This is a genomic window from Flavobacterium johnsoniae (assembly GCF_030388325.1).
GTDB classification, from domain to species: Bacteria; Bacteroidota; Bacteroidia; order Flavobacteriales; family Flavobacteriaceae; genus Flavobacterium; species Flavobacterium johnsoniae_C.
Map to the genome: position 1 here is coordinate 259,028 of NZ_CP103794.1, position 15,758 is coordinate 274,785.

The 15,758-nt window shown below is 32.4% G+C and carries 17 protein-coding genes and 2 tRNA genes; 7 read left to right on the plus strand and 12 right to left on the minus strand.

Annotation, left to right across the window (positions count from 1 at the left end):
* Positions 1-14: 14 nt before the first annotated feature.
* Entirely contained in the window at positions 15-515 is a 501-nt protein-coding gene (locus NYQ10_RS01200) for a lipocalin family protein (RefSeq protein ID WP_289878559.1), read from the minus strand.
* A 202-nt stretch (positions 516-717) separates the two neighbouring features.
* On the opposite strand from NYQ10_RS01200, the gene htpG reads away from it, so the two are divergent.
* From htpG to NYQ10_RS01220, 4 genes are all read left to right on the plus strand, one after another.
* A complete protein-coding gene (gene htpG, locus NYQ10_RS01205) occupies positions 718-2,601 on the plus strand; it encodes a molecular chaperone HtpG (protein ID WP_289878560.1) in 1,884 nt (627 codons plus the stop codon).
* Positions 2,602-2,763: 162 nt separating this feature from the next.
* Positions 2,764-4,029 (plus strand): patatin-like phospholipase family protein, encoded by a 1,266-nt coding sequence (locus NYQ10_RS01210; RefSeq protein WP_289878561.1) that lies wholly within the window; start codon positions 2,764-2,766, stop codon positions 4,027-4,029.
* A 126-nt stretch (positions 4,030-4,155) separates the two neighbouring features.
* Positions 4,156-4,992, plus strand: a complete 837-nt coding sequence (locus NYQ10_RS01215; RefSeq protein ID WP_289878562.1) for a hypothetical protein — start codon at positions 4,156-4,158, stop codon at positions 4,990-4,992.
* Between the two features lie 130 nt (positions 4,993-5,122).
* Positions 5,123-5,857, plus strand: coding sequence for a DUF4369 domain-containing protein (locus tag NYQ10_RS01220; protein ID WP_289878563.1), 735 nt, complete (start codon positions 5,123-5,125; stop codon positions 5,855-5,857).
* Positions 5,858-5,925: 68 nt separating this feature from the next.
* Here NYQ10_RS01220 and NYQ10_RS01225 read toward each other — a convergent pair whose 3' ends face one another.
* The 8 genes from NYQ10_RS01225 to idi form a co-directional block, all read right to left on the minus strand.
* Entirely contained in the window at positions 5,926-6,384 is a 459-nt protein-coding gene (locus NYQ10_RS01225; protein ID WP_289878564.1) for a DUF5362 family protein, read from the minus strand.
* 193 nt (positions 6,385-6,577) lie between these two features.
* Positions 6,578-6,651, minus strand: a tRNA-Thr gene (locus NYQ10_RS01230).
* 104 nt (positions 6,652-6,755) lie between these two features.
* Positions 6,756-6,829, minus strand: a tRNA-Thr gene (locus tag NYQ10_RS01235).
* A 76-nt stretch (positions 6,830-6,905) separates the two neighbouring features.
* Entirely contained in the window at positions 6,906-7,172 is a 267-nt protein-coding gene (locus NYQ10_RS01240) for a hypothetical protein (protein WP_289878565.1), read from the minus strand.
* Between the two features lie 57 nt (positions 7,173-7,229).
* Positions 7,230-8,198 (minus strand): type I phosphomannose isomerase catalytic subunit, encoded by a 969-nt coding sequence (locus NYQ10_RS01245; RefSeq protein WP_289878566.1) that lies wholly within the window; start codon positions 8,196-8,198, stop codon positions 7,230-7,232.
* A gap of 53 nt (positions 8,199-8,251) precedes the next feature.
* Positions 8,252-8,710, minus strand: a complete 459-nt coding sequence (locus NYQ10_RS01250) for a peroxiredoxin (RefSeq protein ID WP_289878567.1) — start codon at positions 8,708-8,710, stop codon at positions 8,252-8,254.
* A 3-nt stretch (positions 8,711-8,713) separates the two neighbouring features.
* The gene (locus NYQ10_RS01255; protein WP_248728184.1) at positions 8,714-9,124 is read right to left on the minus strand and encodes a 6-carboxytetrahydropterin synthase; all 411 of its coding nucleotides are present in this window, start codon (positions 9,122-9,124) and stop codon (positions 8,714-8,716) included.
* A 22-nt stretch (positions 9,125-9,146) separates the two neighbouring features.
* On the minus strand, positions 9,147-9,674 hold the full coding sequence (idi, locus tag NYQ10_RS01260; RefSeq protein WP_289878568.1) for an isopentenyl-diphosphate Delta-isomerase: 528 nt from the start codon (positions 9,672-9,674) through the stop codon (positions 9,147-9,149).
* 333 nt (positions 9,675-10,007) lie between these two features.
* On the opposite strand from idi, the gene msrB reads away from it, so the two are divergent.
* Positions 10,008-10,562 carry a peptide-methionine (R)-S-oxide reductase MsrB gene (gene msrB, locus NYQ10_RS01265; protein WP_289878569.1) on the plus strand — a complete coding sequence of 185 codons (555 nt, stop codon included), beginning with the start codon at positions 10,008-10,010 and terminating at the stop codon, positions 10,560-10,562.
* A gap of 8 nt (positions 10,563-10,570) precedes the next feature.
* Positions 10,571-11,179 carry a peptide-methionine (S)-S-oxide reductase MsrA gene (gene msrA, locus NYQ10_RS01270; RefSeq protein ID WP_289878570.1) on the plus strand — a complete coding sequence of 203 codons (609 nt, stop codon included), beginning with the start codon at positions 10,571-10,573 and terminating at the stop codon, positions 11,177-11,179.
* Positions 11,180-11,404: 225 nt separating this feature from the next.
* Here the strand turns inward: msrA and NYQ10_RS01275 are convergent, their stop codons facing one another.
* A complete protein-coding gene (locus NYQ10_RS01275; protein WP_276172174.1) occupies positions 11,405-11,842 on the minus strand; it encodes an META domain-containing protein in 438 nt (145 codons plus the stop codon).
* Positions 11,843-12,092: 250 nt separating this feature from the next.
* Here NYQ10_RS01275 and NYQ10_RS01280 point away from each other — a divergent pair, with 250 nt between their 5' ends.
* Positions 12,093-12,746, plus strand: coding sequence for a hypothetical protein (locus NYQ10_RS01280; RefSeq protein ID WP_289878571.1), 654 nt, complete (start codon positions 12,093-12,095; stop codon positions 12,744-12,746).
* 42 nt (positions 12,747-12,788) lie between these two features.
* On the opposite strand, the gene NYQ10_RS01285 is transcribed toward NYQ10_RS01280, so the two are convergent.
* Together NYQ10_RS01285 and NYQ10_RS01290 are read right to left on the minus strand one after the other, a co-directional pair.
* Positions 12,789-13,877, minus strand: coding sequence for a DUF6630 family protein (locus tag NYQ10_RS01285; RefSeq protein ID WP_289878572.1), 1,089 nt, complete (start codon positions 13,875-13,877; stop codon positions 12,789-12,791).
* A gap of 86 nt (positions 13,878-13,963) precedes the next feature.
* On the minus strand, positions 13,964-15,523 hold the full coding sequence (locus tag NYQ10_RS01290) for an NAD(P)/FAD-dependent oxidoreductase (RefSeq protein ID WP_289878573.1): 1,560 nt from the start codon (positions 15,521-15,523) through the stop codon (positions 13,964-13,966).
* Positions 15,524-15,758 lie beyond the last annotated feature (235 nt).

Sequence of the window (15,758 nt, forward strand, 5' to 3'; positions counted from 1 at the left end):
TATATCTTTAAATATTAATTGGCTCTTTGAAATTGGTAAGTCACATCTTTAACCTGACCTCCAACATTTATATTATCAATTAACTGAAATGAACTTTCAGTCACACTTCCCACTTTTAGCAAGTAACCATCTCTTACTTTTTTAGCTTTTTCTCCCGCATCAAGAATTTTAAGCACAAACATACCTTGATTATTGATACTCCAAACAATTGGCGAAGAAAATGCTGTACAGCTTGGCGATGTTAAAGCCATATTTCCTTTGTTGTTATTTGAAATAAAACTCCAGTTACTTCCAATAAAACATTTTGAATCTGCCAAATCAAATGAATTTACTTTGATATAATCTGAACCAGGATAAGTTACATTTGTAAGTACCCAATTTCCTTTTAGAGCTACTTGGGTTTTCTTGTCAAGTTTAGTCGAAAGTGTAGTCGCTTCAGATGAAGCTGTTGTCGAAGCTGATTTACACGCAAAAAACATCGTGGCTATCAGACAAATAAAAAATATTTTCTTCATTTTGCTTATTTTTTTTAAGTTAATACTTACAAGTTTAACAATTATTATACCACAAATATACGATTCGTAGAAATATGTTTGGTTTTAAAATCTAATTATTTTCTTTCAAAATTAACATTTAAGACATTTTGTCACCCTAAAAACAATTGGTATTCTATTTGAATAAATGAAAATCATCACATTAAATAAAAATTTAAAAAATATGGCAACAGGTAAAATTAATGTTTCAGTAGAAAACATTTTTCCCTTAATTAAAAAGTTCTTATACAGCGACCACGAAATTTTCTTGCGCGAGCTTGTTTCTAATGGTACTGATGCTACTTTAAAATTAAAACATCTTATTAGCATCGGAGAAGCTAAAGTAGAATACGGAAACCCAATTATTGAAGTTAAAGTGGATAAAGAAGGTAAAAAAATCCACATTATCGATCAAGGTTTAGGTATGACGGCTGATGAAGTTGAAAAATACATCAATCAGGTTGCTTTTTCTGGAGCTGAAGAATTTTTAGATAAATACAAAGATTCTGCTAAAGATTCTGGAATTATCGGTCACTTTGGTCTTGGTTTCTATTCTGCTTTTATGGTAGCTGAAAAAGTTGAAATCATTACAAAATCATATAAAGACGAACCAGCTGCACATTGGACATGCGACGGAAGTCCTGAATTTACTTTAGAACCAGCTGACAAAACTTCACGCGGAACTGAAATTATTCTTCATATTGCTGAAGATTCTTTAGAATTTTTAGACGATTCTAAAATCAGCGGTTTATTGAATAAGTATAACAAGTTTATGCCTATTCCAATTAAATTCGGAACTAGAACAGAAACTCTTCCAAAACCAGAAGACGCTCCTGAAGATTATGTTAATGAAACTGTTGAAATTGACAATTTCATAAACAATCCAAACCCAGCTTGGACAAAACAGCCTTCTGAATTATCTGATGAAGATTATAAAAACTTCTACAGAGAATTGTACCCAATGCAGTTCGAAGAGCCATTATTCCACATTCATTTAAATGTAGATTATCCGTTTAACTTAACTGGTATTTTGTATTTTCCTAAACTAGGAAACGACATGCAAATCCAGAAAGACAAAATTCAATTGTATCAAAACCAAGTTTACGTTACAGATAACGTAGAAGGAATTGTACCTGAATTCTTGACAATGTTAAAAGGTGTTATCGATTCTCCAGATATTCCGTTAAACGTTTCTCGCTCTGGTTTACAGGCAGATGGCGCTGTTAAGAAAATTTCTAACTACATTACTCGTAAAGTTGCAGATAAATTAAAAGCATTATTTAACGAAAACCGTGCTGATTTTGAAGAAAAATGGAACGATATTAAAATTGTTTTAGAGTACGGAATGCTTTCTGAAGATAAATTCTACGAAAAAGCTGGTGCATTTGTTTTGTATCCAACTGTAGATAATACTTATTTTACTCTAGAAGAATTAAAAGAAAAACTGAAAGAAAACCAAACTGACAAAGACGGAAAATTGGTTGTTCTTTATGCAGGAAATAAAGATGCACAGCACTCTTATATTGAAGCAGCGAAAGATAAAGGTTACGAAGTATTGCTTTTAGATTCTCCAATTATTTCGCATTTAATTCAGAAAATTGAGAATGACAATAGCGGATTAACTTTCGTACGTGTAGATTCTGATCATATCGATAATTTGATTAAGAAAGACGAAAACACGATTTCTAAATTATCTGAAGAAGAAAAAGCAACTTTAAAAACTTCTTTAGAAGCTTATATTCCAAAAGCTTACAGCGTTCAGTTAGAAGCTATGGATTCTCAAGCTGCTCCATTTATTATTACGCAACCAGAATTTATGCGTAGAATGAAAGAAATGAGCCAAACTGGCGGCGGCGGAATGTTCGGAATGGGCAATATGCCAGAAATGTACAATTTGGTTGTAAATACAAATTCTGATTTAGCTTCAAATATATTGAACACAGAAGACAAAACACACCAAGAACATTTGGTAAAACAAGCTTTAGATTTAGCTAAATTATCTCAAAATCTTTTAAAAGGTGAAGCACTTACTGCTTTCGTGAAAAGAAGTTTTGAAATGATCAAATAAGCATTCAAAAAAATAATATTTTTTAAAATCCTGCAAATTAAGTTTTGCGGGATTTTTTTTTGACTAAAAATACCCTTCAAAAAAGGGCAATTCTCCCCTTTTCTCAAAAACACTCTTTACATAATTTTGATAACCAACCAATTACAACAAAATCTAGAAATCATGGATAAAAGAAAGTTTACAGAAAATGGGACAGTTCTAGCAATTATAAAAGATTTAAAGGACCAACTTAAAGACAAAAAATTCTCAGATATCACAGATAAAAATAATTATCAATATGTTGATCTCGTGCAAGAAGGCGGAGGCGTACTCGGAATTGCTTTAATCGGATACGTGTACGTTTTAGAAAAAATGGGAATACGATTTTTAAGCCTTGCAGGCACGTCCGCAGGAAGCATTAACACAATGTTAATGGCGGCCGCAGGAACTTGCGATGTAGAAAAATCTGAATGGATTTTGGATTGTTTATGCAACAAAAACTTATATGATTTTGTTGATGGCGATAGAGATGCACGCGAATTTATTGATGCATTATTGAGCGATGCAGGAAATCTAAAATTGATCATTAAAGGAACTCAGGTCATCGATAATTTTAAAGATGATTTAGGACTGAATCCAGGAAATAATTTCCATCAATGGATGACCAATTTGCTTTCTCAAAAAGGAATAAAAAATTATGCGGATTTAAAAGCTTTAAGAGAAAAAGGAGTTTCAGACAATAATAAATTATTCCGCATTAATAGAGTTAATCTCGGCGATAAAGAAGAATATAAAAGAACAGATCATTGGAGCGAAATGGCCATAATTGCCGCAGATATTACAACTGAAAGCAAAATTGTATTTCCGAAAATGATGGATTTATTTTATGCAAATCCAAATGTTCAGAACCCAGCCGATTTTGTTCGAGCATCAATGTCTATTCCACTATTTTTTAGTCCTTTCAAAATTAAAAATATTCCAGGCGGCGTTGAATCTTGGAACAAATGGAATGAAGCAACTTGCTTAAGAACTTCCGTTCCTTCTGAAGTAATGTTTATGGATGGCGGAATTATTTCTAATTTTCCTATAGATATTTTTCATGAAAATTTAAATGTTCCTGCTTCTCCAACTTTCGGAATTAAATTGGGCTACGATAAAAATGAAATCAATAAAAATGAGAAGTTCTCCAATTTAATCAGCTCCATGTTTGACACCGCGAGATATGGCTACGATTCTGAATTTCTAAGAAAAAATCCTGATTTTAAAAATTTAATCGGATACATTGATACTGGAAGTCATAATTGGCTGAATTTTAATCTTACCGATGATGCTAAAATTGATCTTTTTATTAGAGGAGCACAAAATGCCGCCGACTTTCTAAACCGTTTCAATTGGGAAGAATACAAGAAAATAAGAAAGGCCAAAAGCGATTATTATAAATCTGTTTGATTATAATTTTTTCTCCAAAAATTCGTTATAATATCCTGTAACTAACCATTACAGGATTTTTCTATTGTAATTCATTTTTTATTACATTTGATTGCCTTATTTATCTAACTAAAAACAAATACCACTATGAAAAAAACTGCTATTTTACTTTCAACTATTTGTGCCACAGCATTTTTATATGTTTCTTGCTCAAGTAGTGATGATAGTAACGACAACAACTCTTCAACAGATTTAACAAACGTTGCGGCATCACTTGCTGTAGACGCATCGACGGCTATGGATGTTAATACAGGTCTTTTGGTTACTGCGAACTCCACAACTACTGCAAAAACTGCCGAAACACAACCAGGAATTTGCGCTGCAATTACAGTTACAACACCAGAAGGAACAGCCTATCCTAAAGTATTTTTATTAGATTTCGGAACAGCAGGATGTAAAGACGAAACTCTAACCAGAAAAGGAAAACTTAAAATCACTCTTACGGCACCAGTTACTACAACCGGAAGTAAAATGACTATCGAGAGAATAGATTATTACATCAATAACCTAAAACTGGAAGGAACAATCGAATATACAAATACAACAAGTACACCTTCTGTACCACAATGGACAAGAAAAGTAACTAACGGAAAATTAACAGACCTACAAGGCGGAGTTTATACAAATTCTGGAATTTACACAACAAAACAAACTGCTGGTGTTGACACTCCTTTTGTTTTAACTGACAATGTTTACGAAATCCCTGAAGGAACACAAACGATTACTTCTCCATCAGGAACTACTCTTACTTTAACAGTAACAGAAACATTAACTAAAAAATACTCTTGCACTTTTATTTCTAAAGGAAAATTAAAAATTCAAGGTGGAATAATAAATGGTGTAATAGATTATGGAAATAACGACTGTGACGCTATCTACACCTATACTCACGAAAACGGTTTGGTATTCAGTTTATCAATGTAAAACCTTTTATAACATTATTTTAAATCCCAATTTAGAAATAGATTGGGATTTATTTTTTTATAAAAATAAAACTTCAGGCTCATTACATTTAAACTATTTTCTTTATTTTGCAGCAAAATCTAAGAAACCAATGAAAAAAACATTAATTGCTTTTGCTACTCTTGCCTTACTTGCATCTTGCAGCAAAAAAGAAACTACTGACGGCTTACACCTGACAGGAAATATAAAAGGATTAAAGAACGGAACTTTATATATTCAAAGAATTGTTGACACATCGCTTGTTGCAATAGACAGTATCAAAATAGATGGAAACGCTACTTTTGAAAGAGATATCAAATTAGATTCGCCAGAGATGTTATATTTATTTTTAGATCGTGGTGTGACAAATTCTCTAGATAATAATATCTTATTCTTTGCTGAACCAGGAAACATAAACATTGAAACTAATTTAGATAATTTTATTGGAGGTGCTAAAATTACTGGATCAAAAAACCAAGAATTATACGAAGAATATAAAAAAATAAACTCTCGTTTTGTAGAAGAAAATCTTTCTATGGTAGAACCTCGTTTTAAAGCAATAAAAAGACAAGACCAGAAAGCCTTAGACAGTTTGATTAAAAAGGGAGAATCTAATATTAGGAGAAAATATCTTTACGCTACAAACTTCGCCTTGAACAATAAAGATCACGAAGTAGCACCTTATATTGCCCTAGCTGAAATTTATGACATCAACATTAAATTTCTAGATACTATTCAGAAATCTATGACTCCTAAAGTTGCAAAATCGCTTTACGGAAAGAAACTGACTAAATATGTTGAGGATTTGAAAAAACAACAGCAAACACCAGCACAAACTGCAGAATAATATTTCGTATATATCAACAAAAAGGCTCTGAAAATTCAGAGCCTTTTTTTATATGCAAATGTAAAGTTTTATCTTCCCATTAAACCTGCAAGAATAGCAAACACAAAAATAAGTGCATAAAAGCCAAGTAAAACAACCATTAAAACCCCAATAAATTTATAGTGCGATTTTAGATATCCTAATGAATCTGTAAGGGCACCAGAATCATTGTCTCTAAACGCTTTTTTTGTATTTGAACTAAATTTGTACAAATAGTAAACTGGAAAAAAATAAAGAGCCGCCATTAATAAGTAAATGAAAGTCATCATCGCTCCAAATGAACTACCATAAACTCCCATTCCTGGCACAGTATTTCCGATTGTAGAGAAAATTGCCCCTGCAAAAATGGCAATCAAAACTAAAAATCCTAGTCCAATAAACCCTAGTATAGACAAGAAATAAGCCCATTTAGCTGTTTCTTTTAAAAAGTCTTTTGCAGTGCTGTCTAACTGCAATTCAAATTTTTCAAATGCTGAAGTTTCTTCCATCGATTATAATGTTTTTAGGTTATCTAACAAACATAGGAAAAATATTTCTAAAAAAACATTAAATTAAATTAACAAAAAAGAAATTCTAAATTTGAATTCCTAAGACAACCTGAAACTTCAAACATGAAACCTGAAACGTAAAATTTCAATTTTGAGCAAAAAAAAAACCACTCACAAAGTGAATGGTTTTTTGAGCCGATAGAGGGACTCGAACCCACGACCTGCTGATTACAAATCAGCTGCTCTAGCCAGCTGAGCTACATCGGCGTTATTTCGGGTGCAAATATAAAATTGTTTTTTGATATTACAAAATAAATCTGCCTCTCATTTTTAAGTAAAAAACCATCACATTTCTGTGATGGTTTCCGTTGAGCCGATAGAGGGACTCGAACCCACGACCTGCTGATTACAAATCAGCTGCTCTAGCCAGCTGAGCTACATCGGCCTCATTACGGGTGCAAATATAAAGCGGTTTTTCAATTTCCCAAAATAAATTTGCACTTTTTTACACTTTTTTTTGCTTATAAAGCGTTGATTTTTTCAATCAATTGATTAGCAGTTTGTTCTAATTCAACATTGATTTGTTTGAAGTGGGCTTTTTTATTTTCAACGTTCTTTGCGTTCACTTTTGTAATCAAAGTATCGAATGCAGCAATAGCTTCATCGATCAAAGCATTCGTTTCTGGAGTTGGATTTCCTGTTGTTGACATCTCAAACAAGTAAACTGCCTCAATAATATCTCCTAATAAGAAGTTGATGTCTTTCTTTAAATTCTTAACGTTTGCCATTTTTATTATAATTTTAATTTGCGTCTGCAAAAGTACATATTATCTTTAGATTATGTGTTAAGAAATGTAAATTTCTAAAATTGAAGCTTTTCCGCTTAAATTAAATGCATTTATCGCAGCCGGAACCAAAACAGTATCCCCTTTTTTATATGCTTGCTTAAATCCGTCATATTCGATTTCGAAATTACCTTCAATACACATATATACTGTAAATGTTTCTCCGTTTTTGGCAACTTCTAATTTATTTTCTAAAGGAAGAAAGTTAGTTGTAAAATAAGGGCAATCTACAATTGTGTTTGAAGTATTTACTTTTGAGTCGTATTTTTTCTGCGTATCTACTTTATTATAGTTAATTGCATCTAATGCAAGATCTACGTGAAGTTCTCTTTTGTTTCCGTTTGCATCTACACGATCAAAATCGTATAATCTATAGGTAATATCAGAAGTTTGTTGAATTTCGGCAACCACCAATCCAGCGCCAATTGCATGAACAGTTCCTGTTTCTAAAAAGAAAACATCTCCTGGCTTCGCTTTTACATCATCTAAGATTGAAACCAAAGTATTGTCGTGCAAATGTTTTAAATATTCTTCTTTATTAGAATCTTCTTTAAAACCAACAATAATTCTAGCATCTGCATCTGCCTGAGTTACGTACCACATTTCTGTTTTTCCGAATGAATTGTGACGTTCTTTTGCTAATTTATCGTTTGGGTGAACTTGAATAGAAAGGTCTTCTCTTGCATCAAGATATTTAAATAGTAACGGAAATTGTTTCCCGAAACGCTCATAAACTTTAGTTCCTAAAATCGCATCTGGCGTTTCATTAATTAAATCCGTTAAAGATTTTCCTTTTAAATCGCCATTTGCAACCACACTTACATCTCCTTCTACGGTAGATAATTCCCAGCTTTCGCCTGTAATTTTCGAAACAATTGGTTTGTTTAGAATTGTTTTTAGTTTTTCTCCGCCCCAGATTCTTTCTTTCAAAATCGGTTCAAATTGCAAAGGGTATAAATTTTGGTTCATGTTTTTAGGCTAATATTTAGGTTTAATAATTGTGTTTGTGATACTATTTAAATTTATGATACTAATTCTTTAACGATTTCTAGCGCTTTCGGAATATGTTTTGCAGCATTTACGCTGTCAAATATCGAAATCACCAAACCATTTTTATCAATAATATAGGTTACGCGCCCTGGAAGCAATCCGAATAAATTATTACGGACTCCAAAAAGCTTTCTAAGTCTTTTATCTTGATCTGAAAGCAAAATAAAAGGCAATTGATGCTTAGCAGCAAATTTATGATGCGATTTTACGCTATCACTGCTAATACCGATTACCTCAGCTCCCAAATCTTTGAAATCTTCATATTGATCCCGAAAACTGCAAGCTTCTGTTGTACAGCCAGGCGTATTATCTTTTGGATAAAAATAAATTACCAATGGTTTTCTCCCTAAAATGCTTTGACTTTCAAAAAGTTCTCCATGATTGTCTTTCGCAGTAAAATTCGGAACTATATCTCCTATTTTTAATGACATTTTTTATTCTCCTTTATAAGTTACAAAATTGCGTTCCGTTTCGTTCAAAACGACTTCCAAATCAAAGTCGGTATGAATTCGTTGTCTAATTTTATTCCATATCACAACTGCAATATTTTCTGCAGTCGGATTTAAATCTGCAAATTCTGGAACGTCCAGATTCAGATTTTTGTGATCAAACGGAATTTCTACTTCTTCTCGTATAATGTCCGCCAATACTTTCACATCTAAAACAAAACCAGTTTCGGGGTCAATTTTTCCTGTAACGCTTACTGTTAAACCATAATTATGACCGTGAAAGTTAGGATTGTTGCATTTTCCAAAAACAGCGTCGTTTTTTTCAAATGACCAATCCTTTCGATGTAGTCGATGTGCAGCATTAAAATGTGCTTTTCTTGATATGGTTACTCTCATTTAGGCTTTTGGTTGGTCTGGATTAAAGTTTATGATCTTCTAAATAATGATAAAATTCATCAAAAATTATTTTAAACCAAACGGTGTAAATTTCGGGCTGTTTCTGAATATCGGTTTTTACATCTTCAATTTTCATCCATTTCCAAGCTTCAACTTCTTCTGTGTTGATGTTTGGTTTTTCATTATAATATCCAATCATTACATGATCTAATTCATGCTCTGTTAATCCGTTATCAAAAGGAGCTTTATAAATAAAATGAAACAGCTCTTTCAATTCCGTTCTAAAACCCATTTCTTCAAACAATCTTCTGCTTCCCGCCTCGATGTTCGTTTCACCTTCGCGTTGATGGCTGCAGCAAGTATTCGTCCAAAGTAAAGGCGAATGATATTTTTGATGTGCTCGCTGTTGCAGCATGATTTCATTTTGTTCGTTTAAAACAAAAACTGAAAATGCACGGTGCAAAAGCGCTTTTTCATGTGCTTCTAATTTTGGCATTAAACCAATCTGCTCATCATTTTCGTTAACCAATATTACTTTTTCTTCTGTCATAAGTCTTCTTAAGCAAACAAAAATACGAAAAAAGAAATGGCTTAAAAATCCTAATTGCAATTGCAAAAAATCTAAGCCTCAAACATTTTTATATCTTTCTGATTTACAATTAAATAAATTTAGTTCAAAATTAAAAGCTGTTAAAATTAAGACATAAAAACTACATTGACCTATTTTACGTAACTAATAAAAAGTTAAAACACACTTAAAAAAAACTGAATTCTTTGAAACTCAGTATTTCGAGGCTAAATCTAGTTGTATCTTTGAATTACAAAACTAAAGAAGCCTACAAATTTATACAGATCTAACACGTTAAACTTTTATTATTTGTTTATGAAATCTAAAACTCAACTTATTAGCCTTTGCTTTTTGTTACCGCTTTTTATTTTACAGGCTTGCGGACAAAACAACAAAAAGGATGCAAAACCAATTTCGATGGAAAAAAATATAATTACTAAACCGGGAAATCCATATTATTCAAATACAGACACCACAAAATTGAATGTTAGTAACGCCGAATGGAAAAAAGTTTTACCCGAAGATGTTTATGCTGTTATGCGTGAAGCAGATACAGAAAGACCTTTTACAGGAAAATATTGGAATACAGACGAAAAAGGAACCTATTATTGTGCTTCTTGCGGAAACAAACTTTTCAGATCTACTGCCAAATTCTCCAGCACTTGCGGATGGCCAAGTTTCTTTGAACAAGACAACAAAAAAAGCATTGTTTTTAAAGAAGATAATTCAATTGGAATGGAACGAATTGAAACACTTTGCGGACGTTGCGGCGGACATTTAGGACATATTTTCGACGATGGTCCAGAACCAACAGGAAAACGTTATTGCATGAATTCAATTGCGCTTGATTTTATTCCAGACAACAAATAATCTCATTTATGAAAAATATACTTTTAATATGTTTATTTGCGCTTTCGCTGAATGGCTTTTCGCAAAATAAAAAAGCGTCAAATCTAGAAACGATTACACTTGGCGGAGGCTGTTACTGGTGTGTAGAAGCCGTTTATGAGAATCTGGATGGAGTAAAATCTGTCGTTTCTGGATTCTCTGGCGGAAATGTTGCTAATCCTACTTACGAGGAAGTTTGTACCGGAGAAACCGGACATGCAGAAGTTGTTCAAATTACGTATGACAAAACCGTAACGGATATTAACGAGATCTTCAAAGTCTTTTTTACCGTTCACGATCCTACAACTTTAAACCGTCAGGGCGCAGATGTTGGAACACAATATCGCTCTGTAATTTTTTATAAAAATGCCGAACAGAAAAAAGCGGCAGAGAGCATTATTTCTGAATTGAATAAAGCTAAAGTTTATAAAAGTCCAATCGTGACTAAAGTGGAACCATTTAAAGCCTTTTACAAAGCCGAAGATTATCATCAGAACTATTATGCGAATAACAAAAATCAGCCGTATTGTAGAATGGTAATTCAGCCTAAATTAGAAAAATTTGAAAAAGTTTTTAAGGATAAACTGAAAAAGCATTAAACAAGGATTCTTCTAAACATCCCTAAAAGTTTTTTGATTTCCGAAAGATTGCTTCGGAGAAGCAAAATATTTATAGAACATATAATATTCATAGACAACAAAGCTCCAGCGGAGCGATATATTTTACCATTACAAAAAAATATATCGCTCCGCTGGAGCTTTTTCTATTGCGATATTTTTATTTCTACAAATATTTCGCCCATCTGGGGCTCACTTAAGAAGTAACTATTGTTTAGCTACTTTTTTGAATCGCATTACAGGTATATCGCCTTGAATTAAATTCAGTTTCCCATCTTTATCGACAGAATAACTTGTAATTTGTTTAATTTGTTTTAGAAATACTTGTTCTCCTCCACCTTCACAAAACATCATTGTTGTTGGACCAGCTTCTCCAAAACTTAAAGATTTCCCGTTTAAAGTATATGGCGCGCTGTAACCATTACATCCGTTATTTCCGTAAACTCTTGTTTCTTTTTGGTCGAAAGTTAATTGAGGTTTTTTATTCGGATACAAACCTTCAAAAGCAATTCTTGGTCCAGAAATATACTCCAGTTCCCAAGTTGTATCAAATAGATTTCCTGCGCTTTTTGTGTCTTTAGATGCCATACAAGAAGTTAATAATAAGGTTAAAACTGAAACGACTGCAAGTGTGTATTTTTTCATAAAAATGTAATTTTAAAGATTAATATAATTTGTTTTTTGAAGATTAAAATTGATCAGTAAACATTCGTTTCTCAATATTCATGCCCAGTTGCAGGTTTACGTTTTAAAATTTGGAGTTTTTTCTGTATCTAAGTTACTCTATTTTATTTAATGTTTTATAAGTCAAATCCTTAAAATCAATTTTGCAACTGCATTTTTTTTGTAATTTGCATCAATCAAAAAACCAAGAATCATAATCAAAAAACCAAAAATGAATTCCCAAAAACATCTTTTTAATAATAAAACATTTTTATTTTCCTCTCTATTATTTTTCTTTTTTGCTCTAACGGCAAATTCTCAAAAACAAATCTGCAAAATCTATTTTGATGACGGAACCGTATTGAGCGGTACCGGAAAAATCAGAATGGATAATAGCATCAAATTAAAATTGAATGAAAATGACAAAGGCACAGATTATGATCCTTTGATTATTGATCGAATTGAACTTGAAACTGATGGCATTTCGCAAGTTTATAAATACAAAAAAGAAGTCGATGGTTTCCATAAATGGCTAAAAGTACTTATAGAAGGTAAAGTTAGTTTATACAAATACGACATGTCTGGATTTAATTTTGGAACTATACCAGGTTCTGGATTTTCGGGAATGGGTATGGCTTCAACACCTGTCACATATTATTATGTTGCTCGCGGAGAAGATTTTGAAGTTTCTATAATTACTTCTTTAGGAAACATCAGTAAAAATTTCAAAAAAACAGCTTCAGATTATTTCAAAGATTGTCCTGTTTTAGTAGAAAAAGTCAATGCTAAAGAATTTAAAAAAGATGATATTTTTCAGGTTGTGAAATTTTACAACACAAAATGCGAAACAGAAAATGCAACTTCCGTAATTAAAGCAGAAAACTAAAGGCATACGCCCATTAAAAACTTACTTAATGGGCTTTTATTTTTACAACTGATTAATTTCAATCTTTGTCAATTCAGACAATTCTAAAATTCTTTCGACTTCGTCTTTATTAGCAACAAAAAACAAATAGTTGTCACCAAAAGTTTCATAGGTTAACAGCTCAAGATTTGATTTTTCTAATTCAGATTGAATGTAAGGAAAGAGTTCATGACTATAAGTTTCTTCGGGATAATCGAAAGTAAAATCTTCGCCAATTAAATTAGAAATAAAATATTCTGCATCTTCTGGATCAAATTTCCAATCGCTGTTCCAAGCGTCGATACTTTCAAAAAACGCAAAATGATCTCCGATAATATCATCGTATTCTTTTGCCTCTTTTTTATAATTTTTAAAAAGCTTTTTCGATTGTTTTTTTAGTTCATTTTCTTCAATATTTCCCCTTGAAACCAATTGAATAAACTCTTCAAAATCTTTTTCTGTTGCTTCTTCATTTGCTAATAAATTATCATTTGAAGGAAATTCTACAGTTTTTGGAATTTCAATATTTAAATACTGACAAATTCCTTGCAACACCAATTTAAAATCTCGAATTCCGATTTCTTCACTTTCATTCTTTGGATTATTTATATCTAAAACTTCACTTTCCAATAATCCTTTTGTGTAATCAAAGAAATGTTTTCCTGAATATAATATTCTGAAATCATTTATTTCTAAACTATTTGTGCAGCAAAAAAAGATAGTAAAGTTTTTTATAGAACGTTTAAACACTTTCTTTTCTTCGGGAGTTGGCTGCGAGTAAAATTGAATATGAATAAAATCGTATTCCAAACCTTCTTTAATTGCTTCTTCGGAAAGAGAACCAATATTCATTTTTTTATAAAGTTCATTTAAAACTTCATAAGCATTATTAAAACCAGCTTTTTTAATTTCTGCTATTCCTTCTTCATGATCAAATGAACTCGGAAAATAAAATAAATTTACAGACACATTCTCCTGAATTCCTTTCATTTTAAATTCAAGGCTAGATTGTTGGCTATATAAGTAATTATAAATTGGTTCAATTATATCGAAAGAAACAATCGATTTTGGATCATTATTACGACCGAATAAATTAGAAAAGAAGTTCGCCATTAGTTATTTAGTTTAAAATATTTGCGCTCTCAAATTAGAAAGCAACTAATATAAACTAAGATACTAAAGTTTTTTTCTGCAAAAAATTATTTCAAAGATTCCGCAATCATCAACGCACATTTTTCGCCGTCAATTGCTGCAGAAATAATTCCGCCAGCATAACCCGCACCTTCTCCACACGGATATAATCCTTTTATCTGCAAATGCTCGTAAGTTATAGGATCTCTCGGAATTCTAACAGGCGAAGAAGTTCTGCTTTCTGGCGCATGTAAAATAGCTTCGTTAGTCAAATAACCACGCATTGATTTTCCGAAATCCTGAAAACCTTGACGCATAATTTGCGTTAAAAATCCTGGAAAAACTTGCCCCAATTCAACTGAAGTTGTTCCTGGAACATAAGAAGTTTTCGGAATATCAGCAGAAACTTTACTTTGCGTAAAATCAATCATTCTTTGCGCCGGAACTTTTTGAGTTTGCCCTGCCAAATACCACGCTTTTTGTTCGATACTTTTTTGAAATTCCATTCCTGCTAAAGCGCCAAATTTTGCAAAAGGCTTAAAATCTTCCAATTTTAATTCGACAACAATTCCAGAATTTGCAGTAGATTGATCACGTTTAGATGGCGACCAGCCGTTTGTAACCACTTCTCCAGGACTTGTGGCGCATGGCGCAATTACACCACCCGGACACATACAGAACGAATACATTCCGCGACCATTAACCTGTTTTACAATAGAATATGGAGCTGGCGGCAAATGCTCTCCTCGATAATCACAGCTATACTGAATACTATCTATAAGTTCTTGCGAATGTTCTGCTCGAACTCCCAAAGCAAAAGGTTTTGCTTCTATTAAAATTTTCTTTTTATCTAATAATTCAAAAATATCACGTGCTGAATGTCCTGTCGCCAAGATCAATTTATTGGCGTGAATTTTATCTCCATTTTGAGTTACAATTCCCTCAACCTCATTATTCTTAACCAAAATATCATCTACACGAGTTTCAAATAAAACTTGACCTCCGAATTCGATAATTTTTTCACGGATATCTTCAATAATTTTTGGCAATTTATTGGTTCCAATATGCGGATGCGCTTCTACCAAAATATCTTCAGAAGCTCCAAAAGCTACTAAAAGTTCTAAAATTCGTGTTACATCGCCACGTTTTTTAGAACGCGTATATAATTTTCCGTCAGAATACGTTCCCGCACCGCCTTCGCCAAAACAATAATTAGAATCTTCGTTTACAATATGTTCACGGTTTATTGCCTTAAGATCGCGTCGACGGCCTCGAACATCTTTTCCGCGCTCTAATACAATTGGTTTTAAACCTAATTCTATTAATTGCAAAGCAGCAAAAAGTCCAGCCGGACCTGCGCCCACAACAATTACTTCTTGTGCCGAAGAAACGTCTTTATATATAGGAAGCTCAATTTTAGTTTCCTGAAAAGGTTCGCCTTTTAAGTAAATAAGAACTTTCAAATTGATTTTAATCGCTTTCTGACGTGCATCAATAGAGCGTTTTAAAATCGAAATATGCTGAATTTCTTGAGCAGAAACTTTAATCTGCTTAGACAAATGGTCTTTTAGCAATGATTCGTTTGCAGCAATTTCTGGTGTAACTTGAAGTAAAAGTTCTTTTGGCATTTTTTTGTTTTTATTCTATTAGCTTTTCTTTCTATGAAAAGAAGATGCAAAAGTACTATTTTGAAATGAGATTTTATCTTTGCTCTAAATTTTCACGCAGATTCATACAGATTTAAGCAGATTATGGGATTTTCAGCACAAAGAATATCGTAGAGACGCACTGCAGTGCGTTTCTACAGAAAAAAACTTAGTCCCGAAGCTTCGGGATAGCACCTCAGAATCTTAGAACCTTTAA